This window comes from Nocardia sp. CA-120079, assembly GCF_050955745.1.
GTDB lineage: Bacteria > Actinomycetota > Actinomycetes > Mycobacteriales > Mycobacteriaceae > Nocardia.
Genome location: NZ_CP192088.1, coordinates 7,381,453 through 7,408,361 on the forward strand (window position 1 = coordinate 7,381,453; position 26,909 = coordinate 7,408,361).

The window sequence follows — 26,909 nt, forward strand, 5'->3', positions numbered from 1 at the left end:
TACCGCCCCTCACTCCTGCAGGGCGTCGGTGAACCGGGCCAACAACTCTCGCAACTGTTCGCGCTCCTGCGCACTGAAGGCGGCGGCCACGCGGCGCTCGATGGCGGCGGCCTTGGCATCGGCCTTGGCGAAGGCTTTGCGACCGGCGGGGGTCAGGCGGGTTTCGAGCACACCGCGATGCCAAGGATGCGGTGTCCGCTCCACGAAACCGCGCTCCTGCAGGTTCTTGAGCACCACTGTCATCGCCTGCGGCGTCACCATGCATTCCCGGGCCAGGGCGGCGGCGGAGACGCCCGGGTTCTCCGACAGCGCGTAGAGCGCCGCGTACTGCGGCACCGTAAGCGGTTTGACCGCCTCGTGTTTGACGGCCATCAGCTCCTGCTCGGCGCGCTTGAGGTCCAGACCGAGCCGCTGCTCCGCAGGCAATTTCATAAGTGTCAAAGATAGCTGACCTATCAAAGCCTTGATAGTCTTTGAAACATGGACAACCCCGTAATCCCCGAGAGCCACGCCGATTTGCTATCGCGACCGCTGTTCGCCCATCTCGCAACGCTCAACCCGGACGGCACTCCGCAGGTGACGCCGGTATGGCAGGTGTGGGATGGCGGGCGCCTGCGCTTCACGACCACGATCGATCGACGGAAGGCTGTCAATACCAAGCAGAATCCCGAAGTCGCGGTGAGCATCAACGATCCGGACAAGCCCTACCGCTACCTCGAGGTCCGCGGCGTCATCGAGGCCATCGAACCCGATCCGAACGGCGAATTCTTCGATGTGCTCGCGCGCCGCTACGACCTGCCGTATCAGCGTCCGGTCGCCGACCATCCGCGCCGGGTCGTGCTCGTCATGCGCCCGACACACGCCACCTACCAGTAGCAGCAGGCGCCCTCAGGAGCTGACGGCCTCCTCCGCGAGGGCCGTCAATTCGTCGCGCACCGCGGGCACGAGCCGGTCGGCATCGCGGCCGAGCACACCGACGGTCAGTCGGCCTTCGAAGGTGTAGACCAGGAAGGTGACTGCGGCAGAGGCGCCCGCGGAGGGACGCGGATGAGCGGAGACGTAAACGATCTCGTAGTCGGCGAGGGCGATATTCGAGGGGATGCGGAAGGCGGGCACGGCACCGGTATTCGTCACCGCGACATGTCCGGCCAGTGAGTGGATCCGGGTTGGGCCGAAGTAATCCGGGAAGTGCAGCACCGACTGCTGGACGATGCCCTCGGCCAGATCATGCCGCAATCGGGCCGAAATGTGTTGGGCCAGTTCGAGGATGTCCGCGGAAAGGTCGACCGCCGCGGCGAAAGAGGCCAGACCCGCCATATTGGTGCCTTCCGCCCGCGCGACCGGCGGGTCGAGGCGGGTGCGCATATCCACCGGATACAGACAGCCGAGCGGCACGGGATCACCGGTGGCCCTGGCCTTTTCCGAGGCGAAAGCGCGCAGCAGGGCGGCGGTGACCACGCCGTTGACGGTCACTCCCGGATAGCGCCCGAGGCCGATGATGCGGGCGCTCGCCTGCTGGTCCAGGATGATGCGCCGCGGCTGGACCAGTGCGGCGGGCGCGGGGATCGCGGGTGCGCGCGGAATGACCTCGGGCTCCAGCGGCTTGGTCACATTCTCGAAACCGGAGATCGAAGAGCGGTCGATTCCACGCGCCGAGGTATGCCATTCCAGCGATTGCGGATAGTCGTGCGGCACAACGGTTGTCGTCCCGGATTCGACGTAATCGGTGTAGAAGTCCCATAGTCGGGCGAGGAGCTCGACGCAGTGGCCCGCGTCGGCGATGCTGTGGTGGGCGAAAAGTGTCACGCGCGAGCGGCCGCGCTCGGAGCGCACCACATCCAGGTACGCCAGCTGTCCCGCCGGATCGATCGGCTCCGGAATGCGGATGGCGTCCGGATCACCGAGGCTCGCCGTCATGCCGATCTCCGGGGCCTCGCCGCGTCGTAGCAGATAGCCGCGGCCGGTAGCGTCCTCGGCGATCCGGCAGGTCACCACCGGATAGGCGCGCTGTAGTGCGGTGAAGGCCGCCCCCAACGCATTCGTATCGAGATCACCGACGACCGTGACGGATCGCCCGGTGTAGGTCCCCGCGCGCACGAAACGTTGTTCCGAGGCACCCAACACCCGCACCAAAACCTCCTCATCCCACAACACATTGCTCAGGGTGCGGCAACTCAGACCGGGGCGCAAACCCGGAGCCGCTCCGACTGAGAGAGACTGCCCACATGAGTCCCGCGGCACACATCAGTCTTACGACGCATCTGGAAGAGCTGGGTTTTCCGTTGGTGGTAGGCCAGTTGGCGCATCCGACGGTGGCGGGCATCGCCAGGGGCGATCTGCCCGAACCGGTCTTCCGGTCCTGGCTCGAACAGGACTATCTCTTCCTGCTGGACTATGTGCGGGTGTTCGCGCGGCTGGCCTGGCAGGCGCCTGCGTCACATCTGGGCGATCTGGTGGATCTCGCGCACGCGACGTATCACGAGGAGCTGTCCCTGCATCGATCGCTGGCCGCCGAATTCGGCGCGGATCTCGATGGTGCGACGAAGGGTGCGCCGTGCGCGGCCTACACCGCATTCCTGCTGGAGTCGGCCGCGTCCTACGCCGACGGACTGGCTGCGCTGTACCCGTGCATGTGGGGCTATTCGACGCTCGGCACAATCCTGGCCGAGAATCCGCCGTCGGAACCGCGCTACCGTCGCTGGGTCGACACTTACGCCGACCCCGGATTCGCGGCGCTCACCCGCCGCTGCGGGCAGATGCTCGACGAGGCGGGTGGCGATCCGGCGCGCGCGGAAGCGATATTCCTGCAGGGTATGCGCCACGAATACGAATTCTGGGAGGTGCCCGGCTAGGGGTGCAGCACGATCTTGCCGCGGGTGTGGCGCTGCTCCAGTTAGCGATACGCCTCCTGGACCTTGTCGAGGGGATACACAGCCGCGATAGGTACCTCCACCGTGCCCGCGGCAGCCAGATCGGCGAGTTCGGCGAGTACATCGATGGTGCCCGCGGCGGCATTGCCGTCGGTCTTCACGCCGTACCTCTCGGCGGCCTCCCAGTTGATGATGGTGTCGATGCGTTCGATCGCGATGCCGAGTTCGATTGCGATATCGACATATTCGGCACCGAACGTGTCGATGAACGCGTTCACGCCATCGGGAGCGGCCGCACGGATCCGGTCGATCAGCCCCGCCCCATAGGCCACCGGAATAACCCCGAACCTGCGCAGCCAATCGTGATTGACCTCGCTCGTGATGCCGAGAACCGTTGCGCCCCTGGCCCGCAGGAGTTGTACGGCGATCGAACCGACGCCGCCCGCCGCACCCGAGACCGCGACTATATCGCCCGCTTGCGGATCCACGGCCCGCACGGTCGCGAAAGCCGTTGTCCCGGCGACATACAACGATCCGGCGACATCCCAATCCAGTTTCGAGGGCTTGAGCGTCACCTGCTCGGCGGGCACCACCACGTGGGTGGCATGACTGGCCCGCTCATCGGTGAATCCGAGCACCTCGGCCCCGATCTCGATCCCGCCGACACCCGAACCGATCTCTACGATGCGACCCGCGAAATCGGTCCCCTCACCCGATGGAAATGTCGCGGGCCAACGCTCGTGCAGCGCGCCCGAACGGATATACCCCTCCCCCGGATTGATACCGGCCGCCACGACCTCGACGACGACCCGACCGGGTCCCGCCTTCGGCGTCGGCACCTCGACCACCTTCAGCTCTTCGATTCCGCCATAACGATCGAACTTCACAGCTCTTGCCATATCCGGCTCCCGCCTACTCGGTGACATACGCCGTCAACCGAGTAACCCCGCAGGAAATTTCCATGCACCGACGATCTTCGCGACGCTCTGCCGTGGACGGCACCAGGCCCTGAGCCGCTGTTCTCGGACCTGCCCGTGCCGCGCATAGCGGCACCTGCGGCACAGCGAGTGCCGCAATGGGTCATCATCATGTGGATTCCCTGGGCCGCGGTCAACGCACTGTGCATGACGATCTGGGTGGCCACCGGCGCCGGATACTTCTGGCCGTTCTGGGTCGCGGTGCCGTGGGGGTGTGCGCTGCTGATCCCGAGCGCGATCGGGGGTGCTCGTCCAGTCGAACCGCAAACCTGGTGCCGAATTCACCTCCGACGTGAGAAGCACGCGTCCCCCGGGATCCACTTAGCGACTACGGATCCCCCGGGGCACGCCGACATGCGAAACGCCCTGTCGCAGCGCGACAGGGCGTTGCTCGCCATCGAATTCAGGCGCCGATGAGATGCTGCGCCAGGTAGCCCTCGACCTTGTCCAGCGCAATCCGCTCCTGCGCCATGGAATCCCGCTCGCGGACGGTGACCGCCTGATCTTCGAGGGTGTCGAAGTCGACGGTGATGCAGAACGGCGTGCCGATTTCGTCCTGGCGCCGGTAGCGACGGCCGATGGCACCGGCATCGTCGAATTCGACGTTCCAGCTCTTACGCAGCTGTGCGGCAAGGTCTTTCGCCTTCGGCGTCAGATCCGCATTGCGCGACAGCGGCAGCACCGCCGCCTTCACCGGCGCGAGCCTGCGGTCCAGCCGCAGACTGATGCGCTCCTCCATGACGCCCTTGGCATTGGGCGCCTGGTCGACGGTGTACGCATCGACCAGGAACGCCATCAGCGAGCGGGTCAGGCCGGCCGCGGGCTCGATGACGTAGGGGGTGTAGCGCTCATTGGTGGTCTGGTCGAAGTAGCTCAGGTCATTGCCGGAATGCTCCGAATGGGTCTTCAGATCGAAGTCGGTGCGGTTGGCGATGCCCTCCAACTCACCCCATTCATTGCCCTGGAAGCCGAAGCGGTACTCGATATCGGTGGTGCCCGCCGAGTAGTGCGACAGCTTGTCCTTCGGGTGCTCGAACAGCCGCAGGTTCTCCGGGGCGATGCCAAGGTCGGTGTACCAGGCGAACCGGTTGTCGATCCAGTACTTGTGCCACTGCGCGTCCTCACCCGGCTTGACGAAGAACTCCATCTCCATCTGCTCGAACTCACGAGTGCGGAAGATGAAATTGCCGGGGGTGATCTCGTTGCGGAAGCTCTTGCCGATCTGCGCGATGCCGAACGGCGGCTTCTTGCGCGCGGTGGTCATCACATTGGCGAAGTTGACGAAGATGCCCTGCGCGGTTTCCGGGCGCAGGTAGTGCAGACCCTCTTCGGACTCGACCGGGCCGAGGTAGGTCTTGAGCATCATGTTGAAGTCACGCGGCTCGGTCCACCGACCGACGGTGCCGCAGTCCGGGCACACCACCAGCTCCATCGAGACCGAGTCCGGATCGTCGATCTTGTGCTTGATCGCGTAGGCCTCCTGCAGATGGTCCTGCCGGTGCCGGTGGTGACAATTCAGGCATTCGACCAGCGGATCGTTGAACACGCCGACGTGGCCGGAGGCGACCCATACCGGACGCGGCAGAATCACCGACGAGTCGAGGCCGACCACATCCTCACGGCTGGTGACCATGGAACGCCACCACTGCTTCTTGATGTTCTCCTTGAGTTCGACACCCAGCGGACCGTAGTCCCACGCCGATTTGGTGCCGCCGTAGATCTCACCACACGGGTACACCAGACCCCGGCGCTTGGCGAGGTTGGCAACGGTGTCCACCTTCGACTTGGGTGCCACTCGAGAATTCTCCATCCACTGAGAGTCGGATAAGGGTCGGCCCGGCTCGGGGGACCCGGTGCACTTGACGACAGCCCATTTGACTTGACGACAGTGCATTGATTTCCCTATAGCCTATCGGCCAGGACCAAGCGGGTTTCCACCGCACGGCGGCCCATGTTTGACATGCGCAACTGTGCATATCAAAATGGAATCGCTTTCCAATAAGGAGTTGGTTCGATGACCGCCGAGACCACTACCGCCCACCCGCACAACCCGTACCGATCACCCGCGCCGGTGCCGGTGCCGACGCGGAGCGTCCTGGAGGACGCGGGCGAGTTGCTACGCGCCCTCGCCGCCCCGGTGCGCATCGCCATTGTGCTCCAATTGCGTGAATCGCCGCGTTGCGTACACGAATTGGTCGATGTGCTCGGTGTCACCCAACCGCTGGTCAGCCAGCATCTGCGGATTCTCAAGTCCGCGGGCGTAGTGCACGGGGAACGCTCCGGCCGGGAAGTGCTGTACGAACTCGTCGACGACCACCTGGCGCATATCGTGGTCGACGCCGTGGCCCATGCCGAGGAAGGGTGATCGTGCCAGATAAGACGGCCTTGCCGGAAAAGCCGGTGGGCATTCGCAGTACCCGCCAGCGCAGTGCGATCGCCGCGCTGCTCGGTGACATCGAAGAGTTCCGCTCCGCGCAGGAGTTGCACGACGAATTGCGCCGCCGCGGCGAAGGCATCGGATTGACCACCGTCTACCGCACTCTGCAGTCGCTGGCCGATGCCGGACTCGTCGACGTATTGCGCACCGACACCGGCGAATCCGTGTACCGACAGTGCTCCACCGGACACCATCACCACCTGGTCTGCCGACACTGCGGTCGCACCGTCGAGGTCGCGGGCCCGACGGTCGAGGCATGGGCCGAAACCATCGCTTGCGAACACGGATTCACCGAAGTCAGCCACACCATGGAGATCTTCGGAACCTGCTGCGAATGCGCGAAGGCGGACCGCACCAAAATGTGATGGCGGTCACATGGTTAACGGCGCTGGCGCCGAGGAAGATTTCACTGCGAATCACATAACGTCCGGAGGTTCCGGGCGTCGCGCACTGAGATCGAAATCTTCTGGGAGGCAGCGTGCGATCGACCATTTTTGCGGCGGACAGACGCCGGAAAATCACCACAATCGGAGCGGCCGTACTCATCGGCAGCTCCGCCCTGCTCATGACCGCGTGCAACGACAAGGACACCAAGTCGGGACCGACCACGACGGCGTCCGCGCAGAGCACCGTCGGCCAGGGGCAGCAGCCGGGGGCGAAAAGCGGCCAGTCGACTGTCCGCAATATCGGCAGGACCGGTTGGTACGAGGGCTTCGATATCACGGTGGACAAGGCGACCGTGGTGCCCGACGAATACGGCGGCGCCAAGGTGCTGATCGATATCACCTACAAGAACACCACCCCCGACAACAAGACGATCAGCAATAACACCTACCTGCAGGTCGACAAGGAAGTCGATGGTGGTGCGAGCTTCGACTCGCCGACCGTGCCCGGAAAGGGTTCGGCCACCGGCAAAGTCACCACGTCGGTCAAGACGTTGCACGATGCCGAGCACCTGCTCGACACCATTACCGTGATCTACGGGCAGGCCTCGGATAACCAGACCAAGATTCCGCTGAAGGCCTCGGCTCAGGTCGAAGGTGTCGCGCCGAAGACGCTGAATGTCACCGGCAAACTGGTGCAGGATCAGACGACGATCGAAATCACCGGCGGCACACTGGCTCCGAGCTACACCAAGAACGAGCGCGACAAGATGGATCTCTCGTTGCGCATCAAGATCATTGGTGGACCCGGGATCTCCGCAGGCGGACTGAACGTCTTCTACGACTACTTCACCGTGAAAACCCCGGACGGCCAATCGATTCCGGCCGATATCCGCGGGCCGATCAACGAGCTGCTGAACACCAACGAAACCATCGACAACGCGAAGAATTACGTCGTTTTCGTGGTTCCGTCCCCGGCCACCGGCACCTACGTGGTGACCTACGACGCAAACAAGGGTGAGGGCGCCGCGCCGAACTTCTCCTTCACCATCTCCTGACAAACCGACCGACACAGGCCACCACTGCCGAGCAGTGGTGGCCTGTGGTCGATTTCGGGATCAGACGGCGACCGGTTCGCCGGTGCGGACCGGGGTGGAGTCCGCCGCCGGGCGCTGTCCGCGGAGTGCGCCGACACCCAGTAGCACCAGGGCGGCGAGCGCCCAGACAGTAAGAACCACAAGGGGTTCAGCAGCGGCGGCACCGTCGAAGAAGGCGACCGAGCGCAGCAGTGACGCGGCGGCGCCCGGTGGCAGCAGTTGACCGATGGCCCCCCACGGCTGCGGCAGCAGTTCCGGAGCCGAGGTCGCGGCCGAGAACGGGTTGCCGACCAGGAGCATGGTCAGCGCGGCGATGCCGATGCCCGCGCGGCCGATCGCGCTGGACAGGCCGACGACCGCGCCGGAGACCGCGAAGGACACCAGACCGGCGACGGCGGCCAGCGTCGGATAGGGGCCGGGGACCACCGACATCCAGGTCTGGATGATGACGATGCTCAACAGCCCACCCGCGATGGCGAAGGTGATCAGTCCGATCGCCTTACCACCGACCGACGGAATCAACAGGCTGAGTACCACACCCGCCGCGATACCGGACATGACCAGCGGCAATACCATCGCACCGAAGGCGGTGCCGCGCGGATCGTCCGGATCGGCGGCCACGACATCCTCGACCGGCGTGGCCGGCACACCGGACAGCTGCTGGGCGATCGCGGTGAGCTGTTGTGCCACAACGGGACTCGCGCCGGAGGCGACCAATACGCGCGGGGCGCCGCCGCCGGTGATGACAGCGCCGTAGACGTCCCGGTTCTCGATCGCCTCGCGCGCCGCCGCTTCGTCGGCGGGGTTGCTGATATCGAAGGCATCGGGATCGTGCTGGGTCAGTTTCTCGGCGACCACCGCGGCCTGTGGGCCGCTGACGGCGATGGGCAGATCGCGCGGCGCGATATGAGCCGCGGGCCAGGCGAAGGCGATCAGCATCAATGCCTGGAGCAGGGCCGCAGCGACGCCGACACCGACTGCCCGCTGGATCGTATTCATGACGTTCTCCCGAAAATCGAATGACCGTTCTCTTTCGATGTGGATACCGTCGCACGCCCCCGGGAGCTTGTCAAGAACGAGCATTCGTTTTACTTTGGAGCCATGCCCAGAGTCAGTGCGGAACACCTGGAACGTCGCAGGCAGCAGATCCTCGACGCCGCGCAGCTATGTTTCGCCCGCAAGGGGTTCTACGAGACCTCGATGCAGGACATCTTCACCGAATCGGGCCTCTCGGCCGGGGCGGTCTACCGGTACTTCAAGGGCAAGAACGACATCATCGCCGCACTGGCCACCGATACCACGGTCGAGCTGCGCGCCACCATGACCAGGGCGATCCGGTCCGATCCGCTGCCCACCCCGGCACAACTCGTCCGGGTCATCGCCGAGTACATAGTCGACCACAGCGGTCCGACCGGTCCGGTCCGGCTCGCACCACAGGCTTGGGCGCTGGCGCTGGTGCATGCGGAGGCGGCCGAATACGTGAAGGGCGCCGTGGTCGCGATGCGTGATCGGTGGACCGAATACGTCGAGCGCATGGTGGAGGTCGACTGGCTACCGCCCGATACCGATATCCACGCGGTCACGACGGCGATCGTCGGCCTGGTGCCGGGATTCATGTTGCAGCACTTGATCGTCGGCGATCCCGACCCGGATACCTTGGCTCGCGGCGTTGCGATGCTATTGCCCTACGGCAAGCCCGCCGTCCTGCCGGTCGATTCCTAGACGTCGCATATCCAGTCACTGCCTCGCATAAGGCACAGATGCCGTTGCCGACGGATTTGGCCGTGATCCAGGTCACCGCTATGTTGACGACTGCGACGCAATCATGCTCACCCGCAGGCGATTTGATCCCCGGCTTCTGTGACGTCGACGTGACGAAACCACCGCCGGGAAACGCATTCGGCAACAGCCTTCAAAACCTGGTGCGAGGCATTGTGCGTGGTCGCTCGTCACAGCCAGCCGAGGCGTTCGGCTGCACGGACCGCTTCGGCGCGGGTGCTGGTTCCGGTTTTGCCGATGGCGGATGAAAGATGGTTGCGGACAGTGCCTTCCGACAGGTGCAGCTGTTCGGCGATGGCACCTGCGGTGGCACCGTCGGCCGCGGCGGCGAGGACCTCACGTTCGCGGGCGGTCAGTGGCGAGGTGCCGACAGTCAGGGTTTCGGTGGCGAGGGCGGGATCGACAACACGTAAGCCCATGTGGACTCGGCGCACCGCGTCCGCGAGCTCACGGGCCGGGGTGTCCTTCACGACGAATCCGCTTGCGCCCGCGTCGATTGCGCGCCGCAAGTAGCCGGGACGGCCGAAGGTCGTAACCATGAGGATGCGAAGATCCGGATGGGCGGCATGCAGCTGCGCCGCGACGGCGATGCCGTCCATGCCCGGCATTTCTACATCCAGCAGCACCACATCGGGTGTGGTGCGCGTGACCGCGTCCAGGACTTCGTCACCGCGACCGACCTCCGCGACGACCTCCAGATCGGATTCCAGGCCGAGCAGTGCGGCGAGTGCGCCGCGGACGAGTGCCTGATCGTCCGCGAGGAGCAGGCGGATCACGCGACATGTTCCGTCGACGACATGAACTGGCCTGCACTTGCGGTCGAATCGCGGCAGAATCCGCACGAGTGTGAACCCGTTTCCGGATCACTCGGGCACCGTTGCACGAACACGAACACCTCCCTCGGACGACGACAGCGTCAATGTTCCCCCGGCGGCCCGCACCCGTTCGCGCAGGCCGGACAGTCCCGACCCGGAATCGACTGTCCCCAGACCACGGCCGTCATCGGCCACCTCGATGCTCGTCTCGGTCACCGTGACCGTGCAATGTCGGGCCGCACTGTGCCGGATCACATTGGTGATCGCCTCGCGCAGCACCCAACCGAACAATTCGCTGTTGCGCGTACCGGGTACGACATCCGGCAGCGCGGCGTCGATATCGGCGGCCGCCAGTGCGGTAAGAGCATTGGCCAATTCACCGCGCAGCGATACCTCGCGCAGACCGCCGACGGTATCCCGCACCCCGGCCAGCGCCTCGCGCGCCAGCCGCTCGACATCGGCCATCTCGGCCTTCGCCCTTGCCAGATCCACATCGATAAGCCGTTGCGCGAGTTCGGTTTTCACCGTGATCACAGTAAGTGAGTGGCCGAGGATATCGTGCACGTCGCGCGCGACCCGGTTGCGTTCCTCGACGATCGCGAGTTCGGCCTGCTGCCGTCGGGCCAGCTCGGCCAACCGCTCACCACGCAGGCCGAGCTGCCTGGCCAGCCAGATCAGGGCGGGTACGAACGACACATAGAACGGCACCCCGGCCAGGCGCGGCAGCACCACCGGCACGAGCAACATCGCGAGGGTGACCGCGAACGCGACATAACCGGATTCGCGTGAGGGCATATGAAAGATCGCGATCACGCCGACAAAGATCAATGTCGGCAGCGCGACCGCGCCGAGCAGTGCCATCAACCCGGCGCTGCACGCCGTCATACCGACGAGTACCGGCCACATGCGCCGATCGACCGGACGTTCCACCCAGCGGCTGGTGCCCTCGGCCCGCCGGAAGACAATGAAGGAACAGACGATCAGCGCCGCGAACACGAACAGTGTCGCGGTCGCCAGACTCGCCGTCGGCTGATCCGCGTCCTGCCAGCGCTGGATGATCGGTCCGATCATGTACGACAGCCAGATGACCGACATGAACCCGCCGAACCATCCACGCCGCCTCGTGGTGGCCCCGATGCCGCCGTCCCGAACCACCCGATCGAGCAATTCGGATACCGCACCACCCCGCAGCACGGACTTCACATCCATCGGAACTCCCATACCGACAGCGCGCATGCGTAAGCCCGATCCTGGTTGGGCACGCAGTGAACGATCACAACGGTCGACGCTACCGAACGGGCAGCCGCGGGCACTCCCGGCAGCGCACCGAACACTCGCTCGGCACCCATATGCGCCGACAGTCGCCCAGCATCGCATAGCCGGCCCGCGCGGGACGGCCGACCCACCCTGCGATCAGCCCGCGGCATCGTCGGCCACTGCGGAATTCTTGGCGACAGCCTCGTGCGCCCGCCGCGCACGGCATGATCGATTCGCCCGCACCGGCGCACGACACGGTCGCCCGGCATCGCATGAATAGTCCGCGCGGCCCGGCCGACCGCCATCCGAGGACCGACCCCGCGGCATCGTCGCTACCGCCCCACGCACCGTCGGGTCCATTCGCACCGGGCCGCCGCCTCGCACGGCATAGCCGCCCACCCTCGCAGGTAGGCGGCTATGCGTGCCGGATGGGTCAGCCTGCGGTGTCACGGCGGAAGAGAACGGCCGCGCCGCCGATGAAGATCGTGGCCCAGACGACGACATTGAGGATGGCCAGTGCGATCGACCCGCCGCTGGTGTCGCCGAAGGGCATGCGGGCCAAGGTAGCGACGCCGTTTGTCGGGAAGATCTTGGAGACCGTCTCGAACCAGCCGTGCAGCGGCATGAACAGCCCGCCCGCGAAGGACAGGCCCGCGAGGGCCGGACCCAGCAGTTGCATGACATTCTCCGAGGGCAGCAGGTAGCCGACGAACAGCCCGAAGGCGGCGAAGACCAGCGAGCAGATCCACGCGAGCACGAAGCAGCTCACCCAGGCGGTGACCGTCAGGTGGGCGCCGAAGATTCCCCCGATGACGAAGACCGCGGCAACCGAGACCAGCCCGAGCACCATCGCGACGGCGACCTTGGTGGCGATGTAGGCGACGGGACGCAGTGGGGTGAGCCGCAATTGGCGGCTCCAGCCCTGCGCGCGTTCGATCGCGACCATGGCACCGCCGCTGGTGGTGGCCAGCATCGCGCCGTACACCGCCATCGACACCATCACATAGCCGGTCACATTGCCCGATCCGAAAGACTCTGTCCGGTAATCGGATTGCAGGCCGAAGATGACGAAGAACAGCGGCGGCATGACCAGCGTGAAGATCATGGTGCGCCGATTGCGCAGCATGCGACGCAGTTCCAGGCGCAGGAAGCCGAGGCTGAAGCCGCCGAGCGGAACGTGCGTCGAAACAGCTTGTGGGGCAAGGGTGGTCATTTCAGATATCTCCGGTGGTGAGCGCAAGGAATGCGGATTCGAGATTGTGCGAGGTGATTTCGAGATCGACTGCGGCGGTCTCGGTGAGCAGATAGCGGGCGATGGCGTCGGAATCCTTGGTGTGCAGGATGATTCGGTCACCGCGCAGCTCGACGTCGTCGATGCCCGGGACCGCGAGCAGGCGGGCCGGATCGGCACCGGGAAGCGTCGCGCTGACGGCGCGTCCCGCGGCCAGGTTCTTGATCTCGGCGGCACTGCCGTCGGCGACGATCCGGCCCGCGCGCACCAGCACGATCCGGTCGGCGTATGCGTCGGCCTCGTCGAGGTAATGAGTGGCGAACAGGACGGTGCGGCCGCGAGAGGAGTCCTCGCGCATCGCATTCCAGAACTCGCGGCGACCTTCCACATCCATGCCGGTGGTCGGCTCGTCGAGCACGATGAGGTCCGGATTCGGCAGCAGCGCGAGCGCGAACCGCAAACGCTGCTTCTGGCCGCCCGAGCATTTGCCGACCAGCCGACCGCCGATATCGGCGATACCGGCGCGCGCGAGCACCTCGCCGACCGAACGCGGATGCACGTGCAGAGTTGCCACCAGTTGCACGGTCTCGGCGACGGTCAGATCAGGCAGTAGCCCGCCGGACTGCATGACCGCCGAAATACGGCCTGCCGCAAGCGCTTCCGCCGGTGGTCCGCCGAAAACCCGGACACTGCCGGAGTCCGGCGTGGCCAGCCCGAGCAACATATCGATAGTGGTGGTCTTACCCGCGCCATTGGGGCCGAGGAAGGCGACGATCTCCCCCGGCGCGACCACCAGGTCGAGTCCGGCGACGGCATGCACCTCGCCGCCGCCCGGGAGCCGGAAGCTCTTGTGCAGGTCGCGCAGTTCGATCGCGGACGACGCCCGGTGCCTGCCCGAGCCGCCCGCCGCGCCGAAAATGGCCGTGGATGTCAGTGCCGAAGTCATGACTCAACGGTCACCCGAACCGGGGGCCGGTACCTCGCACGAGTGTCACGAACCTGCCATGACATCTGTCATGCGGTCAGCGGTTCAGGGCAGCAGTCCCTGCCGCGCTTTTCCCGCGCCGGAGAGCACGAGCAGCAGCATGGTAGCCAGCGCCTGATCGTCCAGACCGGCGGCCGGGAAGGTGTAGCGCAGCATGACATCGGCCTGGTTGCCGCGGGTGATCAGGGTGATCGAACCGAACTGAATCGCGCTGTTGCGCTCGGCGACTCGCTTGTGCAACTGCGGCTTGAGCGGCCGGTCCCAGGCCAGCACGCAGGTCAGCGTCAGCACATCCAGGCCGGGTGCCAGCGTTACCGCGCGCAACGAGCACAGCGCGCCCTCGTATTCGAAGCCGATCGAACCGTCCGGGTCGACGCGCACATCGACGTCGTAGAGCGATAGGCAGGCACCGGCGCGGGCCTGTAGCTCTTGTTCGGGGGTGACTGCTGCGTCCATGTCGGTGCCGCCGTTCATTTGCTGCCGCCGTTCACTTGGTCCCCCCGAAGCGGCGATCACGCGAAGCGTACTGGAGACAGGCCTCCCACAAGTTGCGCCTGTCGAAATCGGGAAACAGCGTGTCCTGGTAGACGTATTCGGCATAGGCGGACTGCCAGATGAGGAAGTTCGAACTGCGGAATTCGCCGGACGGGCGCAGGAACAGGTCGACGTCCGGCATATCCGGCTCGTCCAGGTATTTGGCGATCGTCGCCTCGGTCACCCGCTCCGGATCTATCTCACCCGCGGCCACACGACGCGCGATTTCCCTTGCCGCATCCGCGATTTCGGCGCGACCACCGTAATTGACGCACATGGTGAGGGTCATCACCGTGTTGTCCTTGGTCAGCTCCTGCGCGGTCTCGAGTTCGTTGATCACGCTGCGCCACAGGCGCGGTCGCCGCCCGGCCCAGCGCACTCGCACACCCATCTCGTGCATCTCGTCGCGACGGCGACGGATGACATCCCGGTTGAACCCCATCAGGAAGCGCACTTCCTCCGGGCTGCGCCGCCAGTTCTCGGTGGAGAAGGCGTAGGCCGAGAGCCACTTCACGCCGATCTCGATGCAGCCCTCGACGGTGTCCATCAGGACCGCCTCACCGCGCTCGTGCCCCGCGGTGCGCGGCAGCCCGCGCTCCTGTGCCCAACGACCGTTGCCGTCCATCACCAGCGCCACATGCTTGGGCACCAACTCCGCAGGCAGTTCCGGCGGCGTCGCCCCCGATGGATGCGGCGACGGCGGGCGGACGGTGCGTTCGGCACCCGACCGTGCGCTGGTCGACCTGGTCGGCGCGGCAGAGTCTCGACGGAGGATCACGGCACCTATCCTGCCTGATGGTTGTGGAGGGATTGCGACGACGTCTCGCCTCTTCAGCCCGCCTGTGCGGCGGTTGACGGCTCCAGCCCGGTCGCCGCGTCTGCCGAACGTGAACGCTCGATCAGCGGAAGGGTGCGCAGCTGACGCTCGAGATGCCACTGCAGATGCGCCGCGACCAGGCCGCTGGCCTGTCTGCGGATCTGATCGGGGACCTGCTCGACGTAATCCCACTCGCCTTTCAGCAGAGCGACCAGCAGATCGAGCACGCCCGGGGCCGGAGTGGCCGACCCCGGGGGGCGGCAGTGCACGCAGACCGCACCACCCGCGGCGACATGGAACGCACGATGCGGGCCGGGTGTCGCACAGCGCGCGCATTCGTCCAGCGCAGGTGCCCAGCCCGCAAAACCCATGGCGCGCAACAGGTATGCGTCGAGAATCAGCTCGTGCGGGCGCTGTTTGGCGGCGATCGCCCGCAGCGCGCTCGCGGTCAATGCGTGCAGCTTCGGTGCGGGCGCGCGCTCCTCACCCGCCAGCCGCTCCGCGGTCTCCAGTACCGCGCAGGCCGTGGTGTAGCGGCCGTAATCGTCGACGATATCGGCGGCGAATGCCTCCATGGTGTGCACCTGGGTGACCGTGTCGAGATTGCGCCCCGGATGCAGCTGCACGTCCACATACGCGAACGGCTCCAACCGCGCCCCGAACCGCGACTTGGTCCGCCGCACCCCCTTGGCCACCGCCCGCACCAACCCGTGCTGCCGCGTAAGCAACGTGACAATGCGATCCGCCTCCCCCAGCTTATGCTGGCGAACCACCACCGCCTCGTCCCGATACAACCGCACCTGCCCATCCTTTCACGAATGGCCGACGCCCACCGTCAGGCACGAGCTCGAATCAACTCGATCGCACTCTACGAGAAGTCCTGGAGCCGATGCGTGCGCTGCGATTCACACCTGCCAGGACCACCACGACATCTTCTGCAGCGCTATTTACTCTAATTAGGGTAAATCGATTTACACTAATTAGCAGTATGTTGGCTTACCTCAACGGCGGAGGTGGACGTGGACAAGCCGACAACCATCGTTGGACGTGACCGGCAGTGGCGGTCTGTCGAGCGGTTTCTCTTCGATGGCGGCATCGACGGTCCGCTGCGGATCGGTTTGGTTTCCGGTCGACGCCGGACCGGTAAGACGCAATTGCTCGCAGCGGCGTGCAACGAGGTCGGCGGCCTGTACGCGGTATGCGTCCAGGATGAGGGCGATCGTGCCGCTCGCGTGCGGTTCACCGGCACGATCGCAGAGCACGCCGGACTGCCCGCTTCGGCGCTCGGACAACCGGAGCCGTGGGAGCGGCTGCTGCGATCCGCGCTGGAAACAGCAGCACGCACAGCGCCCACAGGCCGGCCACCCCTCGTGGTAATCGATGAATTTCCCTACGCAACTGCCAACGCGCCTCAGCTGCCTTCGCTGATCCAGCATCTATACGACGCCTCGCAGAACGGCGACGGACCCGGCGGACGACTGGTCCTGTGCGGTTCGGCGTTGAGCGTCATGAACGAATTACTTTCCGGCGCAAAGCCGCTGCGCGGTCGCGTGATGATGGATCTGCGGCTACCCGCCCTGGACTACCGAGAAGCCGCGCGGCTGTGGGGAATCGCAGACCCGGCGGCAGCCCTGCGCGTCCACGCTTGTGTTGGTGGTATCCCCGGCTACCGCTCGCTGATCACAAGCGCGCCGGGCTCGATCGGAGAATTCGATGAATGGGTCGTCGACAACTTGCTGACCACGGACATCGGCGTCTTCACCCATACCGAGGTGGACTACCTGCTGCGCGAAGATCCGCGAATCAGCAGCCGTGCCTTGTATTTCGACATACTCAGCGCCGTCGCTTCGGGCAACGCCACACCCAGCAAGATCGGCGCCGCGATCGGCCGCGACGCCAACTCCGTGCGCTATCCGATCGGCGTTCTCGAATCCGCAGGCTACCTCACCAAGAGCCAAGACATGCTACGCGCACGCAAGCCGACGATCACGGTCTCGGACCCGGTCATCCGCTTCGATCGATTGATCACAGCACCACATCTCGGACAGCTCGAATTCGGTCGCGCCCAACAAGTCTGGCAGGCGGCGGCACCGACTTTCCGCTCCAATATCCTCGGTGCCCACTTCGCGGAACTCGCCCGGGACTGGACACTTCGCTTCGCGCCTGACGAACTCGGTAGCCCGGCGGGATTCGGAGACGTCGGATTCGCTACCGTCCAAGACAATCCGGGCCGCTGCAAGCACGAGATCGACGTGCTCGCCGTGGCCGGTCGGCGCGTGACGGTGATCGGAGAAGCCAAGGCGACACTCGATCGTCGCGGGTTACCCGATCTCGAACGCCTCGTCCGAATCAAGGAACTACTGACCGATCTCGGCTATGACACCACCGACGTCGTACTGGCCTTGTTCTGCACCACCGGCTTCACCGTCGACCTCGAACGCACAGCCGCCGGCCGACCAGACATCCAGCTGATCGACCTCGACCGCCTCTACCTGTCATGAACGAATCCAGTGAGAAGATGCACAGTCAACGAGATCGGGTGCCGTTCGATCTGGCGGGCTATCGACAGCGGGTGCAGTCGGGGCCTTGCTTCGTCTGCGACCTTGTTGCCGGTACACCCGGGTCCGAGCACGAAGTCGTGTTCGATGACGATGAGCACGTTGCTTTCCTCGGGAGATATCCCACGATGTACGGACATGTGCTGGTGGCGCCGAAGATGCACGTCGAACACGTCGTTCGGGATTTCGAACAGGACGCGTACCTGCGATTGCAGGCGGTGCTTCATCGGGTCGCGCTTGCGGTGGAAGCCGTCGTGCCGTCCGAGCGCACCTATCTGCTCTCGCTCGGCAGCCAGCAGGGCAATGCGCATGTGCACTGGCATGTACAGCCGCTCACTCCTGGCACTCCATATGAGCAGCAGCAGTTTCATGCGTTGATGGCGGAGAACGGGGTGATTCCTTGGTCCGGGGCGGAAGCGGCGGAGTTGGGTAGGCGGTTGCGGGCGGAACTCGGTTCGGGAAAGTAGATCCGCGACTATGATCTGCGGATGCGCGGAATTCGGTTCTGCTCAGTGGTTTTGGCGGCGGTCGCGGCTGCCGCGGTCGCGAGTTGTGCAGACAACCCGAGCTCGCCCGCGGCCGATGAGACGGCGTTCGTTTCGGTGACGGAGTTGGATTCGACGATCGTTGTCGATGCGCGGTACTTCGGGGAGCACAACTTCATCGGTGCGCGGATCAATGGGTATGAGGCGCCCAAGTGCTTGTTGACGAAAGACGCGGCTGCGGCGCTTGTGGAAGTGCAGCTGGAATTGCGGCCGATGGGGTTGGGGCTGAAGACCTACGACTGTTACCGGCCGCAGCGGGCGGTGGACCAATTCGTCAGTTGGGCAAAGGATCTCGGCGATACCAAGATGCGGGCGGAGTTCTATCCGACGGTGGACAAGGCGAATCTGTTCCGGGACGGATACATCGCGGAGAAGTCCGGGCACAGCCGGGGCAGCACCTTGGATCTCACGATCGTCGCGCTGCCGCCCGCCGATCAGGAGCAGTATCACGGCGGTGATCCGCTGCGCGCCTGCACACTGCCCGCCGATCAGCGCTTCCGGGACAACAGCCTCGACTTCGGCACCGGCTACGACTGCTTCGACCCACTCGCGCATACGTCCAGCCCGGCACCGAGCGGTAGCCAGCGGGCCCTGCGGGAGCTGCTGGTGAACCTCATGAACGAGCACGGCTTCAAAAACCTCCCCGAAGAATGGTGGCACTTCACCTTGAAACCCGAGCCCTTCCCGAGCACTTACTTCGACTTCCCCATCCGATAGCGCCCCCTGCGCAACCTCGCATAATCAGTGCACTCCGCACACAAGGTGCGAGATATGTGTGGAGACCATTAGTTCTGCGACGCACCTCAGGTGCGGAGAATGCCGCCGATGAGCAGCATCAGGGACTGCTGGGCCTGGGCTTGTGCGGCCGCCTTGTCTGTGGCGTGCGCGACGATCAACCCCGCCTCGGTGACCGCGCTGAAGATGAGCTGGGCCAGGACCTGAATCGGCGCATCGGCGATCAGCCCGGCGTCACGGGCGCGTTCCAATTGGGCGATGACCAACCCCAGCCCATGGCGCGCCTCGAATTCTCGAAACGCCTGCCAGCCGAGTACTGCGGGGCCGTCGTAGAGGGTGATGCGGATCATCTCCGGGCGCTGACAGATCTCCAGGAAGACATTCAGGCCGATCGCCATCGAGGTGAGAATGTCATCGGGATTGCCTGCGCCGATGGTGTTTTCGATTTCCTGCGTGGTCTCGACCTCTATTTTTTCGAGCACGGCCAGGAACAGACCGCGCTTATCGCCGTAGTGGTGGTGCAGGGCGCCGCGGGTGACTCCCGCCTCGGTCACGAGTTCCTCGGCCGAGGTCGCCGCGAAACCGCGCTCGGCGAACAACCGGCGACCGGCCTGCTCGAGCGCGGCTCGGGTGGCACGGGAGCGATCCTCCTGACTACGGCGTTGCATGCGCCCGAGTGAACTCCAGAATCGTTTCGGAGAGCAACTCGGGCTGATCTTCGGACAGGAAGGTGTAGGAGTCGTCGATGAACTTCAGGGTCGCGTTCGGCAGGTCGGCGGCCAGGCGTTCGGCGAATTTCACCGGGAAGATCTTGTCCTCGCGAGCCCATGCGACCAGCACCGGAACTCGCACCGCCGGGAATCGGGTCGCGGCCTCGAGCGTGTACCGGCGATGCACGGTCTTCAGGAACCGGCGCAGATCCTTGCGGATCGCCGCCGAATTCCGGCTCGGCAGCAGGTAGGAGTCGGCGATCTCGGGCGGGACCGGGCGCTTTGTCACCCAGCCGAAAGCGATCGGCAGCCGATGCAGCGCGCGGATCCGCATCAACTCGGTCAGCGGTCGCAGCGAGCCGGGTACCCGCGCCAGCAGGGGCAGCGCCGCGAAGGCAGGCGGGAAGAATGCCTCGTAGGCATCGCACGAGGCCAGGACGACGCGGCCGATCCGCTCCGGACGACGGGTCAGCAACAACTGGGTGATCGCGCCGCCGGTGTCATTGGCGACAACGGTGACATCGGTGAGATCTAGCCGCTCCAGAAAGTCGGCGATCAGATCGGCAACCCCGGTTGGCGTGAGATCCGCTGCGGGGACCGGGATTTCATGTGAGCCGAGCGGCAGGTCCGGACTGAGACAGCGATAGCCCGCCGCCGCGATGGTGGGGACGACATTGCGCCAGAGATCGGAGTTGACGAGCAGGCCGTGCACGAAGACGACCGGCGCGCCCTCCCCCGTGTCGTGATACCGGATGCGGCCGCCGGGGAGATCCACCTCATGCGTGCGGCCGAGTGACGTACTGATTCCCATGGTTCCTCCATGTGTTTGCAGTTCATGTCCACCATTACATACATACGGTATGTATGTCTATAGCGCGGCCTCCTACCTGGGGTGGAGATTCGGGAGCCGATGTGGACGATTGACCAGCTCCCGCGCTACCGTGCAACGAAAGATCGAAGAAGACGGAGCTCACATGACGGTGTCCGACGCCACCCTGCGCCCATTCGAGACCGCCGAACTCGGCCTCGCCGACCACGCGGCCGCACTCGCGCAGGGCAGGATCAGCTCCGTGGCCGCGGTCGGCGCCGCACTGGACCGGGTCGAGGCGAGTCAGCCGACACTGAACGCCTTCCGCATCGTCCGGCGCGAAAAGGCGCTCGCCGAGGCCGCCGAGGCCGACGAACGCTTGGCCGCCGGCGAACGACTCCCCCTGCTCGGCGTGCCGATTGCGATCAAGGACGACACCGATATCGCCGGTGAGCCAACGGCATTCGGCTGCGGCGGCGAGCTCCCGCCGAAAACCGAAGACGCGGAATCGGTTCGACGGCTACGCGCGGCCGGTGCGGTGATCGTCGGCAAGACCAACACCTGCGAACTCGGCCAACTGCCGTTCACCAGCGGCGCCGCCTTCGGCCACACTCGCAACCCATGGGGTGCCGAATACACACCGGGCGGCTCATCCGGCGGTTCCGCGGCCGCCGTCGCGGCCGGATTGGTGCCCGCCGCACTGGGTTCCGACGGCGCGGGCTCGGTCCGCATCCCGACCGCATGGACCAATCTCGTCGGCATCAAACCACAGCGGGGCCGCATCTCCACCTGGCCCGCCGCCGAGGCATTCCACGGCCTTACCGTGAACGGACCATTGGCCCGCACCGTCGCCGACGCCGCATTACTGCTCGACACCTCCGCCGGACCGCATCCCGGCGATCTGCACACCCCCGAACCGCTCACCGTCTCCGATGCCGTCGGCCGCGATCCGGGACGACTGCGCATCGCCCTCTCGCTGCGAATCCCGTTCACCGCCACCAGAACCGCGCTGCATCCGGAGGTCGAAGTCGCGGTGCAGCGCATCGCCACCACACTGCGCCGCCTCGGTCATTCGGTAACCGTGGCGGATCTGCACTACGGCATCATGATCGGTGCGTCCTTCCTGCCGCGCTCGCTGGCTGGTGTCCGCCATGTCTACGACAAAATGCCTGGCGTACAGGTGGATCCGCGCACCACCGCGAACGTCCGGTTCGGCCGCGCGCTCAGCGGACCGGCACTGTTCGCGGCGCGTCAGGCGGAAATGCTGCTGCACAAGCGAATCGGCGGCTTCTTCCGCGACTACGATCTGGTGCTCGCACCCACCACCGCGACTCCCCCGCCGCGTGCCGAAGAAATCGACGGCATCGGCGTCAATGCCACCAACGACCTCATCACTGCCGCCTGCCCATACACCTGGCCCTGGAATGTACTCGGCTGGCCCGCGGTGAATGTCCCGGCCGGTTTCACCGACACCGGCCTGCCGGTGGGCGCACAACTCATGGGCACCGCGAACACCGAACCGCTTCTTGTTTCCGTTGCGGCGCAACTGGAATCGGAACTCCGCTGGGACCGCAATCGTCCCGAACAGTGGTGGTGAGTGCACCGATCGGGCGGGGTCCAGACCTGGGTATCGCTCTTGGTGCCCGCCGGGCACCCATCCGGACCCCGGCCGTTGACGACACCCTGCGGATACATCAGCAAGCACTGCTGCGGCTGTTCGGACTTCCCCAGGCCGGTGGCGACGAGAATGCCGATGGTCGACTCGTCGGCCACCCGACCTCGGGAGAAGTACAGCGTCCCGGTGACTCCGAGATAGTCGGTACCGCGCAGTCGCAGTGCGATGGCGGCACGATTTACATCGCGGGCGCGCTCGCGCCGGGCGCGATTGGCGCAAACCGCCTGCACCCTACGTCAGAACCCGAGCTTGCCGAGCTGTTTCGGGTCGCGCTGCCAATCCTTGGCGACCTTGACATGCAGGTGTAGGTAGATGCGGACGCCGAGGATGTGTTCGATTTGCTTGCGGGCGTTGGTGCCTACCTCTTTGAGGCGGGCGCCGCCCTTGCCGATGACGATGGCCTTCTGCGAGGGGCGTTCGACGTAGAGCAAGGCGTGCACGTCGAGCATGTCTTCGTTTTCTTCGCGCGGGAGGACTTCTTCGATGACCACGGCGAGCGAATGCGGGAGTTCGTCGCGGACGCCCTCCAGGGCGGCCTCGCGGATGAGCTCGGCCATGAGGGTTTCCTCGGGCTCGTCGGTGAGCTCACCGTCGGGGTAGAAGGCCGGGCCCTCAGGCATTTTCGAGGCGATGACGTCGACGAGGACCTCGACCTGTTCGCCTTTGACGGCGGAGACCGGTACGACGTCGTGCTCCGGGCCGAGCAGTTGCGACAGCGCCATCAGCTGTTCGGCGACCTGGTCGCGACTCACCTTGTCGATCTTGGTGACCACACCGAGCAGCGTGGTCTTCGGCGCCATCTGCTTGATCTGCTGCAGAATCCACTTGTCGCCGGGTCCGATTTTCTCGTCGGCGGGAATGCACAGCGCGATCACATCGACTTCGGAATACGTATCGCGGACAAGGTCGTTCAGGCGCTGGCCGAGCAGCGTGCGCGGGCGGTGCAGACCTGGGGTGTCGACCAGAATGAGCTGGGCGTGCTCGCGGTGCACGATGCCGCGGATGGTGTGGCGGGTGGTCTGCGGGCGCGAGGAGGTGATCGCGATCTTCTGGCCGACAAGTGCATTGGTCAGCGTCGACTTGCCGGTATTCGGGCGGCCGACGAAACAGACGAAGCCGGAACGGAATTCGGTGGACTTATCAGCCACCCTGCACCTCCGCGCCCGCGGCATCGTCGACGATCTCGAAGACCGCACCGGAGCGGTCGGTGAAGACGATGCGCGCCTCGGGCGAAACCTCGCGAACCGCGGAGACGCCCGCATCCGACAGTTTGCCGCTGACGACCACGGCGGCTTCGAATCCCTCTGCGCCACTGGAGATCGCGGCCGCGACGGCGGCCTGCAGGGCGGTCAGTCGCAGGGACTGCAGGGCGACATCACCGGCCGCGTAGGTGCGGCCGTCGGTATCGCGGATGGCGGCACCCGAGTTACCGGTGGTGCGGCCGAGCGCACCCTTGGCCAGCACCACGAGTTTGGTGTCTTCGGCGTCCAATTCGGTCATTCGCTGTCTCCGTTCTCATCACGATCGGTCGGGACTTCCCGCTCGGATCCGTTACTTTTACGCTTGCCGTTGGCCTTCTCGGCATGCGACTTCTCCGGCGCCTTACGCACCACGACGGTGTGCACCCGCACCCGTCCCCGCGCGTCCGCACCGCCTTCGCCGCGCAGCACCAGGCCGTGCGCGACGGCTTTGGAGCCGGGCAGCGGCACCCGGCCCAGTGCGTGGGCGAGCAGGCCACCGACGGTGTCGACGTCCTCCTCCTCGATTTCCAGGCCGTACAGCTCGGCCAGATCGTCGACCGACAGTCGTGCCGAAACCCGGTAGCGGCCGTCGCCGAGGTCTTCGACGGGCGGGGTTTCGTCGGTGTCGTATTCGTCGGCGATCTCACCGACGATCTCCTCGAGCACATCCTCGATGGTCACCAACCCGGCAATACCCCCGTATTCGTCGACAAGTAGCGCCATATGGTTTCTGCGGCGCTGCATTTCGTCGAGCAGGCTGTCCAGCGGTTTGGAGTCGGGCATGAACACCGCAGGGCGCATGGCATCGCGCACCTGCACCTTGCGGCTCCTATCCGCGTACGGCACAAGGTCTTTCAGGTACACCACGCCGAGAATATCGTCGACGTTCTCGCCTACCACCGGAATGCGGGAGTGACCGCTGCGCACCGCGAGCGACATCGCCTGTGCCGCAGTTTTATCCGCCTCGATCCAGACCATTTCGGTGCGCGGGACCATGACCGCGCGCGCAGGGGTATCGCCGAGCTCGAAGACCGACTGGATCATGCGGCGTTCGTCGTCGGCCACCACACCGCGCTCACTGGCCATCTCGACGACTTCCCGCAGCTCGATCTCGGATGCGAAGGGGCCGTTGCGAAATCCCTTACCCGGGGTGATCGCATTACCGATGAGGATCAGCAGCCTGCTGACCGGACCGAGCACAGTGCCGATGAACTGCAGCGGCAGCGCCGAGGCCAAAGCAATGGAGTAAGCGTGCTGACGGCCCAGTGTGCGCGGTCCGACCCCGATCACCACATAGTCCACCAGCACCATGACGGCCGCGGTGAACAGCAGCGCCCAATTGTCGTCCCACAGCGGAATCAGCGCCGCCGCCAACAGCACCGTCGCGCAGATCTCGCACAGAATACGAAGCAGCACAAGCAGATTCACATATCGCGGCCGATCTGCCACGATCCTGGTCAGCCGCACCGCGCCGGGCCGCTCCGCCCGGACCATATCGTCGAGACGCGCCGGTGAGACGGTGTTGAGCGCCGAATCGACTCCGGCGAACACCCCGCCGACCGGGACGAGCAGCACCGCCAGCAGGATCAGGGTCAGCGAATTCACGCGGGGCCTAGCGCCTCACCGGGCGTTGTGAAACCGGCCTTCCCCAGCAGCCGGGCATCGCGCTCAGCCAATTCGGCGCGCCGCTGAGCCTCACGCAGGCTCTCGTACCACTCCTCGAGCAGTCGTGCCTGCAGTGCGAACATCTCCTTCTCCTCCTCCGGCTCGGCGTGGTCGTAGCCGAGCAGGTGGAGCACGCCGTGCACGGTGAGCAGCGCGAGTTCGTGGTCGAGCGAGTGACCGGCCTTGCGGGCCTGGCCTGCGGCGAATTCAGGGCACAGCACGATATCGCCGAGCATGGACGGCCCCGGTTCGGCACTGTCCGGTCGACCACCGGGCTCCAGTTCGTCCATGGGAAAGGACATGACATCGGTCGGGCCGGGTAGGTCCATCCAGCGCATGTGCAGATCCGCCATGGTGTCGAGATCGACGAGCACCATCGACAGCTCGGCCGCCGGATGCACGTCCATCCGGCCGATCACGAATCGCGCGACACTGACCAGGTCTTCTTCGGGTACGTCGACACCCGACTCGTTGGCGATCTCGATGCTCACCTGATCAGGGTATTCGGTGTGCCCGGGCCCGCACCGCGCGGCTGGCCCGGACACGTCCGGCGCACTATCGCCGATCTCCCCGGCTCGCGGCGCGCCGCTGTGCGCGATTGCCCGGATAGTGCGGTCCGACCTGGGTTACCCGCTCGGCCTCGGCCCGCTCGTAGGCGTCGACGATATCGGAGACCAACCGGTGCCGGACCACATCGCTGCTGGTCAGCGTGGCGAAGTGGATATCTTCGATCCCGGTCAGGATCTCACTGGCCGCGCGTAGACCCGAGCGCGCGCCATTTGGCAGGTCGACCTGGGTGACGTCACCGGTTACCACGATCTTCGAACCGAATCCCAAGCGTGTGAGGAACATCTTCATCTGCTCGGCAGTCGTGTTCTGCGCCTCGTCCAGGATGATGAACGAATCATTGAGGGTTCTACCGCGCATGTAAGCCAGTGGTGCCACCTCGATGACGCCGGCCGCCATCAGCTTCGGAATGGCCTCCGGATCCATCATGTCGTGCAGCGCGTCGTAGAGCGGGCGCAGATAGGGATCGATCTTCTCGTTGAGCGTGCCGGGCAGGAAGCCGAGCCGCTCGCCCGCCTCGACCGCGGGACGGGTGAGGATGATCCGGTTGACCTGCTTGGACTGCAATGCCTGCACGGCCTTGGCCATCGCCAGATACGTCTTGCCGGTACCCGCGGGGCCGATGCCGAACACGATGGTGTTGGCGTCGATCGCGTCGACATAGCGCTTCTGGTTGAGCGTCTTGGGCCGGATGGTTTTACCGCGCCGGGACAGAATGTCCAGGCTCAGTACCTCGGCCGGGGATTCCGAGGAACCCTCGGTGAGCATGGATACGGTGTGGCGCACCGCCTCCGGGGTCACCACTCGATTGCGACCGGTCAGCGCGACGAGCTGTTCGATCACCCGCTCGGCGAGCGCGACATCGGCCGCCTTGCCGGTGAGCGTGACGGAATTGCCGCGGACATGGATATCCGCATCCAGCAACTGCTCGAGTTCACGCAGGTTCTGGTCGGCCGAACCGAGGAAGGGGAACACGGATTCGGGAGCGAGTTCGATGCTGGAACGCACGGTTCGCGCCGCCGGGCCCGTACCGTTGTCTGCACCTCGGGGGATGGAGGCCGACGAAGTCGGTGGGGTGGGTAAACTCCCGCCTGCAGTGGGGGTAGTCGGGTCGCCGATCTCGCCTTGTGTTCTCAAAAGTGGCTATAGCCTGCTTTCCGGTCTCGAATTGCTGCGTCGTTGATGAAAGTTTAACGCGCCCCACTGACAACAGGCAGTGAATA

29 protein-coding genes are annotated in these 26,909 nt (G+C 65.3%); 10 read left to right on the forward strand and 19 right to left on the reverse strand.

The annotated features are described in order from the left end of the window. Positions 1 to 9: 9 nt before the first annotated feature. The gene (locus ACQPYR_RS34180) at positions 10 to 432 is read right to left on the reverse strand and encodes a MarR family winged helix-turn-helix transcriptional regulator (RefSeq protein WP_433622973.1); all 423 of its coding nucleotides are present in this window, start codon (positions 430 to 432) and stop codon (positions 10 to 12) included. A 48-nt stretch (positions 433 to 480) separates the two neighbouring features. Here ACQPYR_RS34180 and ACQPYR_RS34185 point away from each other — a divergent pair, with 48 nt between their 5' ends. Further along, a complete protein-coding gene (locus tag ACQPYR_RS34185) occupies positions 481 to 876 on the forward strand; it encodes a PPOX class F420-dependent oxidoreductase (RefSeq protein ID WP_062991210.1) in 396 nt (131 codons plus the stop codon). A gap of 12 nt (positions 877 to 888) precedes the next feature. On the opposite strand, the gene ACQPYR_RS34190 is transcribed toward ACQPYR_RS34185, so the two are convergent. Continuing rightward, the gene (locus ACQPYR_RS34190; protein WP_433622974.1) at positions 889 to 2,130 is read right to left on the reverse strand and encodes a phthiocerol/phthiodiolone dimycocerosyl transferase family protein; all 1,242 of its coding nucleotides are present in this window, start codon (positions 2,128 to 2,130) and stop codon (positions 889 to 891) included. 95 nt (positions 2,131 to 2,225) lie between these two features. Here ACQPYR_RS34190 and ACQPYR_RS34195 point away from each other — a divergent pair, with 95 nt between their 5' ends. Then, on the forward strand, positions 2,226 to 2,852 hold the full coding sequence (locus tag ACQPYR_RS34195; RefSeq protein ID WP_433622975.1) for a TenA family protein: 627 nt from the start codon (positions 2,226 to 2,228) through the stop codon (positions 2,850 to 2,852). A 41-nt stretch (positions 2,853 to 2,893) separates the two neighbouring features. Here the strand turns inward: ACQPYR_RS34195 and ACQPYR_RS34200 are convergent, their stop codons facing one another. Together ACQPYR_RS34200 and ACQPYR_RS34205 are read right to left on the reverse strand one after the other, a co-directional pair. After that, on the reverse strand, positions 2,894 to 3,769 hold the full coding sequence (locus tag ACQPYR_RS34200; RefSeq protein WP_433622976.1) for an NADP-dependent oxidoreductase: 876 nt from the start codon (positions 3,767 to 3,769) through the stop codon (positions 2,894 to 2,896). Positions 3,770 to 4,250: 481 nt separating this feature from the next. Beyond that, positions 4,251 to 5,642: a glycine--tRNA ligase gene (locus ACQPYR_RS34205; protein WP_433622977.1), complete on the reverse strand. Its 1,392-nt coding sequence runs from the start codon at positions 5,640 to 5,642 to the stop codon at positions 4,251 to 4,253. 219 nt (positions 5,643 to 5,861) lie between these two features. Between ACQPYR_RS34205 and ACQPYR_RS34210 the strand changes: the two genes are divergently transcribed. From ACQPYR_RS34210 to ACQPYR_RS34220, 3 genes are all read left to right on the forward strand, one after another. After that, positions 5,862 to 6,212, forward strand: a complete 351-nt coding sequence (locus ACQPYR_RS34210) for an ArsR/SmtB family transcription factor (RefSeq protein WP_433622978.1) — start codon at positions 5,862 to 5,864, stop codon at positions 6,210 to 6,212. Then, on the forward strand, positions 6,209 to 6,649 hold the full coding sequence (locus ACQPYR_RS34215) for a Fur family transcriptional regulator (RefSeq protein ID WP_433622979.1): 441 nt from the start codon (positions 6,209 to 6,211) through the stop codon (positions 6,647 to 6,649). Before ACQPYR_RS34210 ends, ACQPYR_RS34215 begins: the two co-directional genes overlap by 4 nt. Positions 6,650 to 6,762: 113 nt before the next feature. Beyond that, positions 6,763 to 7,725, forward strand: coding sequence for a hypothetical protein (locus tag ACQPYR_RS34220; RefSeq protein ID WP_433622980.1), 963 nt, complete (start codon positions 6,763 to 6,765; stop codon positions 7,723 to 7,725). A gap of 60 nt (positions 7,726 to 7,785) precedes the next feature. Here the strand turns inward: ACQPYR_RS34220 and ACQPYR_RS34225 are convergent, their stop codons facing one another. Continuing rightward, positions 7,786 to 8,763 carry a hypothetical protein gene (locus tag ACQPYR_RS34225; RefSeq protein ID WP_433622981.1) on the reverse strand — a complete coding sequence of 326 codons (978 nt, stop codon included), beginning with the start codon at positions 8,761 to 8,763 and terminating at the stop codon, positions 7,786 to 7,788. Positions 8,764 to 8,865: 102 nt separating this feature from the next. On the opposite strand from ACQPYR_RS34225, the gene ACQPYR_RS34230 reads away from it, so the two are divergent. Then, positions 8,866 to 9,486, forward strand: coding sequence for a TetR/AcrR family transcriptional regulator (locus ACQPYR_RS34230; RefSeq protein WP_433622982.1), 621 nt, complete (start codon positions 8,866 to 8,868; stop codon positions 9,484 to 9,486). Between the two features lie 227 nt (positions 9,487 to 9,713). Here the strand turns inward: ACQPYR_RS34230 and ACQPYR_RS34235 are convergent, their stop codons facing one another. The 7 genes from ACQPYR_RS34235 to recO form a co-directional block, all read right to left on the reverse strand. After that, positions 9,714 to 10,319, reverse strand: a complete 606-nt coding sequence (locus tag ACQPYR_RS34235; RefSeq protein WP_433622983.1) for a response regulator — start codon at positions 10,317 to 10,319, stop codon at positions 9,714 to 9,716. 87 nt (positions 10,320 to 10,406) lie between these two features. Continuing rightward, the gene (locus ACQPYR_RS34240) at positions 10,407 to 11,567 is read right to left on the reverse strand and encodes a histidine kinase (protein WP_433622984.1); all 1,161 of its coding nucleotides are present in this window, start codon (positions 11,565 to 11,567) and stop codon (positions 10,407 to 10,409) included. A 481-nt stretch (positions 11,568 to 12,048) separates the two neighbouring features. Beyond that, entirely contained in the window at positions 12,049 to 12,828 is a 780-nt protein-coding gene (locus ACQPYR_RS34245) for an ABC transporter permease (protein ID WP_433622985.1), read from the reverse strand. Position 12,829: 1 nt separating this feature from the next. Continuing rightward, a complete protein-coding gene (locus tag ACQPYR_RS34250; protein WP_433622986.1) occupies positions 12,830 to 13,792 on the reverse strand; it encodes an ABC transporter ATP-binding protein in 963 nt (320 codons plus the stop codon). Between the two features lie 84 nt (positions 13,793 to 13,876). Further along, positions 13,877 to 14,287: a hypothetical protein gene (locus ACQPYR_RS34255; RefSeq protein ID WP_433622987.1), complete on the reverse strand. Its 411-nt coding sequence runs from the start codon at positions 14,285 to 14,287 to the stop codon at positions 13,877 to 13,879. A 31-nt stretch (positions 14,288 to 14,318) separates the two neighbouring features. Continuing rightward, complete coding sequence (locus ACQPYR_RS34260) at positions 14,319 to 15,143, reverse strand: isoprenyl transferase (RefSeq protein WP_063040848.1); 825 nt, start codon at positions 15,141 to 15,143, stop codon at positions 14,319 to 14,321. Between the two features lie 53 nt (positions 15,144 to 15,196). Continuing rightward, positions 15,197 to 15,982: a DNA repair protein RecO gene (gene recO / locus ACQPYR_RS34265; protein WP_433598994.1), complete on the reverse strand. Its 786-nt coding sequence runs from the start codon at positions 15,980 to 15,982 to the stop codon at positions 15,197 to 15,199. A 219-nt stretch (positions 15,983 to 16,201) separates the two neighbouring features. Between recO and ACQPYR_RS34270 the strand changes: the two genes are divergently transcribed. From ACQPYR_RS34270 to ACQPYR_RS34280, 3 genes are read left to right on the forward strand one after another with little or no spacing between them, the layout of a single operon-like run. Beyond that, positions 16,202 to 17,683 (forward strand): AAA family ATPase, encoded by a 1,482-nt coding sequence (locus ACQPYR_RS34270; protein ID WP_433622988.1) that lies wholly within the window; start codon positions 16,202 to 16,204, stop codon positions 17,681 to 17,683. Continuing rightward, a complete protein-coding gene (locus tag ACQPYR_RS34275; protein ID WP_433622989.1) occupies positions 17,680 to 18,207 on the forward strand; it encodes an HIT family protein in 528 nt (175 codons plus the stop codon). The genes ACQPYR_RS34270 and ACQPYR_RS34275 overlap by 4 nt, the downstream gene beginning before the upstream one ends. 21 nt (positions 18,208 to 18,228) lie before the next feature. Then, entirely contained in the window at positions 18,229 to 19,002 is a 774-nt protein-coding gene (locus ACQPYR_RS34280; RefSeq protein WP_433622990.1) for a M15 family metallopeptidase, read from the forward strand. 86 nt (positions 19,003 to 19,088) lie between these two features. Here ACQPYR_RS34280 and ACQPYR_RS34285 read toward each other — a convergent pair whose 3' ends face one another. Both ACQPYR_RS34285 and ACQPYR_RS34290 read right to left on the reverse strand, forming a co-directional pair. Next, the gene (locus ACQPYR_RS34285) at positions 19,089 to 19,688 is read right to left on the reverse strand and encodes a TetR/AcrR family transcriptional regulator (protein ID WP_433622991.1); all 600 of its coding nucleotides are present in this window, start codon (positions 19,686 to 19,688) and stop codon (positions 19,089 to 19,091) included. Beyond that, positions 19,675 to 20,541 (reverse strand): alpha/beta fold hydrolase, encoded by an 867-nt coding sequence (locus ACQPYR_RS34290; protein ID WP_433622992.1) that lies wholly within the window; start codon positions 20,539 to 20,541, stop codon positions 19,675 to 19,677. The genes ACQPYR_RS34285 and ACQPYR_RS34290 overlap by 14 nt, the downstream gene beginning before the upstream one ends. 163 nt (positions 20,542 to 20,704) lie before the next feature. Here ACQPYR_RS34290 and ACQPYR_RS34295 point away from each other — a divergent pair, with 163 nt between their 5' ends. After that, positions 20,705 to 22,135, forward strand: a complete 1,431-nt coding sequence (locus ACQPYR_RS34295; RefSeq protein ID WP_433622993.1) for an amidase — start codon at positions 20,705 to 20,707, stop codon at positions 22,133 to 22,135. A gap of 314 nt (positions 22,136 to 22,449) precedes the next feature. On the opposite strand, the gene era is transcribed toward ACQPYR_RS34295, so the two are convergent. The 5 genes from era to ACQPYR_RS34320 form a co-directional block, all read right to left on the reverse strand. Then, a complete protein-coding gene (gene era / locus ACQPYR_RS34300; RefSeq protein ID WP_433598995.1) occupies positions 22,450 to 23,361 on the reverse strand; it encodes a GTPase Era in 912 nt (303 codons plus the stop codon). Then, entirely contained in the window at positions 23,354 to 23,713 is a 360-nt protein-coding gene (locus tag ACQPYR_RS34305) for a cytidine deaminase (protein ID WP_433622994.1), read from the reverse strand. Before ACQPYR_RS34305 ends, era begins: the two co-directional genes overlap by 8 nt. Beyond that, entirely contained in the window at positions 23,710 to 25,059 is a 1,350-nt protein-coding gene (locus ACQPYR_RS34310; protein ID WP_433622995.1) for a hemolysin family protein, read from the reverse strand. The genes ACQPYR_RS34305 and ACQPYR_RS34310 overlap by 4 nt, the downstream gene beginning before the upstream one ends. Further along, positions 25,056 to 25,610, reverse strand: coding sequence for an rRNA maturation RNase YbeY (gene ybeY / locus ACQPYR_RS34315; RefSeq protein ID WP_040688009.1), 555 nt, complete (start codon positions 25,608 to 25,610; stop codon positions 25,056 to 25,058). Before ybeY ends, ACQPYR_RS34310 begins: the two co-directional genes overlap by 4 nt. A gap of 64 nt (positions 25,611 to 25,674) precedes the next feature. Beyond that, on the reverse strand, positions 25,675 to 26,739 hold the full coding sequence (locus tag ACQPYR_RS34320) for a PhoH family protein (protein WP_433635317.1): 1,065 nt from the start codon (positions 26,737 to 26,739) through the stop codon (positions 25,675 to 25,677). Between the last annotated feature and the right edge of the window lie 170 nt (positions 26,740 to 26,909).

What these genes read in the sequence shown, in the direction of transcription:
- ACQPYR_RS34180 (WP_433622973.1), bottom strand. Translation starts at nt 432, where the DNA reads ATGAAATTGCCTGCGGAGCAGCGGCTCGGTCTGGACCTCAAGCGCGCC.
- ACQPYR_RS34185 (WP_062991210.1), top strand. Translation starts at nt 481, where the DNA reads ATGGACAACCCCGTAATCCCCGAGAGCCACGCCGATTTGCTATCGCGA.
- ACQPYR_RS34195 (WP_433622975.1), top strand. Translation starts at nt 2,226, where the DNA reads ATGAGTCCCGCGGCACACATCAGTCTTACGACGCATCTGGAAGAGCTG.
- ACQPYR_RS34200 (WP_433622976.1), bottom strand. Translation starts at nt 3,769, where the DNA reads ATGGCAAGAGCTGTGAAGTTCGATCGTTATGGCGGAATCGAAGAGCTG.
- ACQPYR_RS34210 (WP_433622978.1), top strand. Translation starts at nt 5,862, where the DNA reads ATGACCGCCGAGACCACTACCGCCCACCCGCACAACCCGTACCGATCA.
- ACQPYR_RS34225 (WP_433622981.1), bottom strand. Translation starts at nt 8,763, where the DNA reads ATGAATACGATCCAGCGGGCAGTCGGTGTCGGCGTCGCTGCGGCCCTG.
- ACQPYR_RS34230 (WP_433622982.1), top strand. Translation starts at nt 8,866, where the DNA reads ATGCCCAGAGTCAGTGCGGAACACCTGGAACGTCGCAGGCAGCAGATC.
- ACQPYR_RS34240 (WP_433622984.1), bottom strand. Translation starts at nt 11,567, where the DNA reads ATGGATGTGAAGTCCGTGCTGCGGGGTGGTGCGGTATCCGAATTGCTC.
- ACQPYR_RS34245 (WP_433622985.1), bottom strand. Translation starts at nt 12,828, where the DNA reads ATGACCACCCTTGCCCCACAAGCTGTTTCGACGCACGTTCCGCTCGGC.
- ACQPYR_RS34250 (WP_433622986.1), bottom strand. Translation starts at nt 13,792, where the DNA reads ATGACTTCGGCACTGACATCCACGGCCATTTTCGGCGCGGCGGGCGGC.
- ACQPYR_RS34255 (WP_433622987.1), bottom strand. Translation starts at nt 14,287, where the DNA reads ATGGACGCAGCAGTCACCCCCGAACAAGAGCTACAGGCCCGCGCCGGT.
- ACQPYR_RS34275 (WP_433622989.1), top strand. Translation starts at nt 17,680, where the DNA reads ATGAACGAATCCAGTGAGAAGATGCACAGTCAACGAGATCGGGTGCCG.
- ACQPYR_RS34280 (WP_433622990.1), top strand. Translation starts at nt 18,229, where the DNA reads ATGCGCGGAATTCGGTTCTGCTCAGTGGTTTTGGCGGCGGTCGCGGCT.
- ACQPYR_RS34285 (WP_433622991.1), bottom strand. Translation starts at nt 19,688, where the DNA reads ATGCAACGCCGTAGTCAGGAGGATCGCTCCCGTGCCACCCGAGCCGCG.
- ACQPYR_RS34290 (WP_433622992.1), bottom strand. Translation starts at nt 20,541, where the DNA reads ATGGGAATCAGTACGTCACTCGGCCGCACGCATGAGGTGGATCTCCCC.
- ACQPYR_RS34295 (WP_433622993.1), top strand. Translation starts at nt 20,705, where the DNA reads ATGACGGTGTCCGACGCCACCCTGCGCCCATTCGAGACCGCCGAACTC.
- ACQPYR_RS34305 (WP_433622994.1), bottom strand. Translation starts at nt 23,713, where the DNA reads ATGACCGAATTGGACGCCGAAGACACCAAACTCGTGGTGCTGGCCAAG.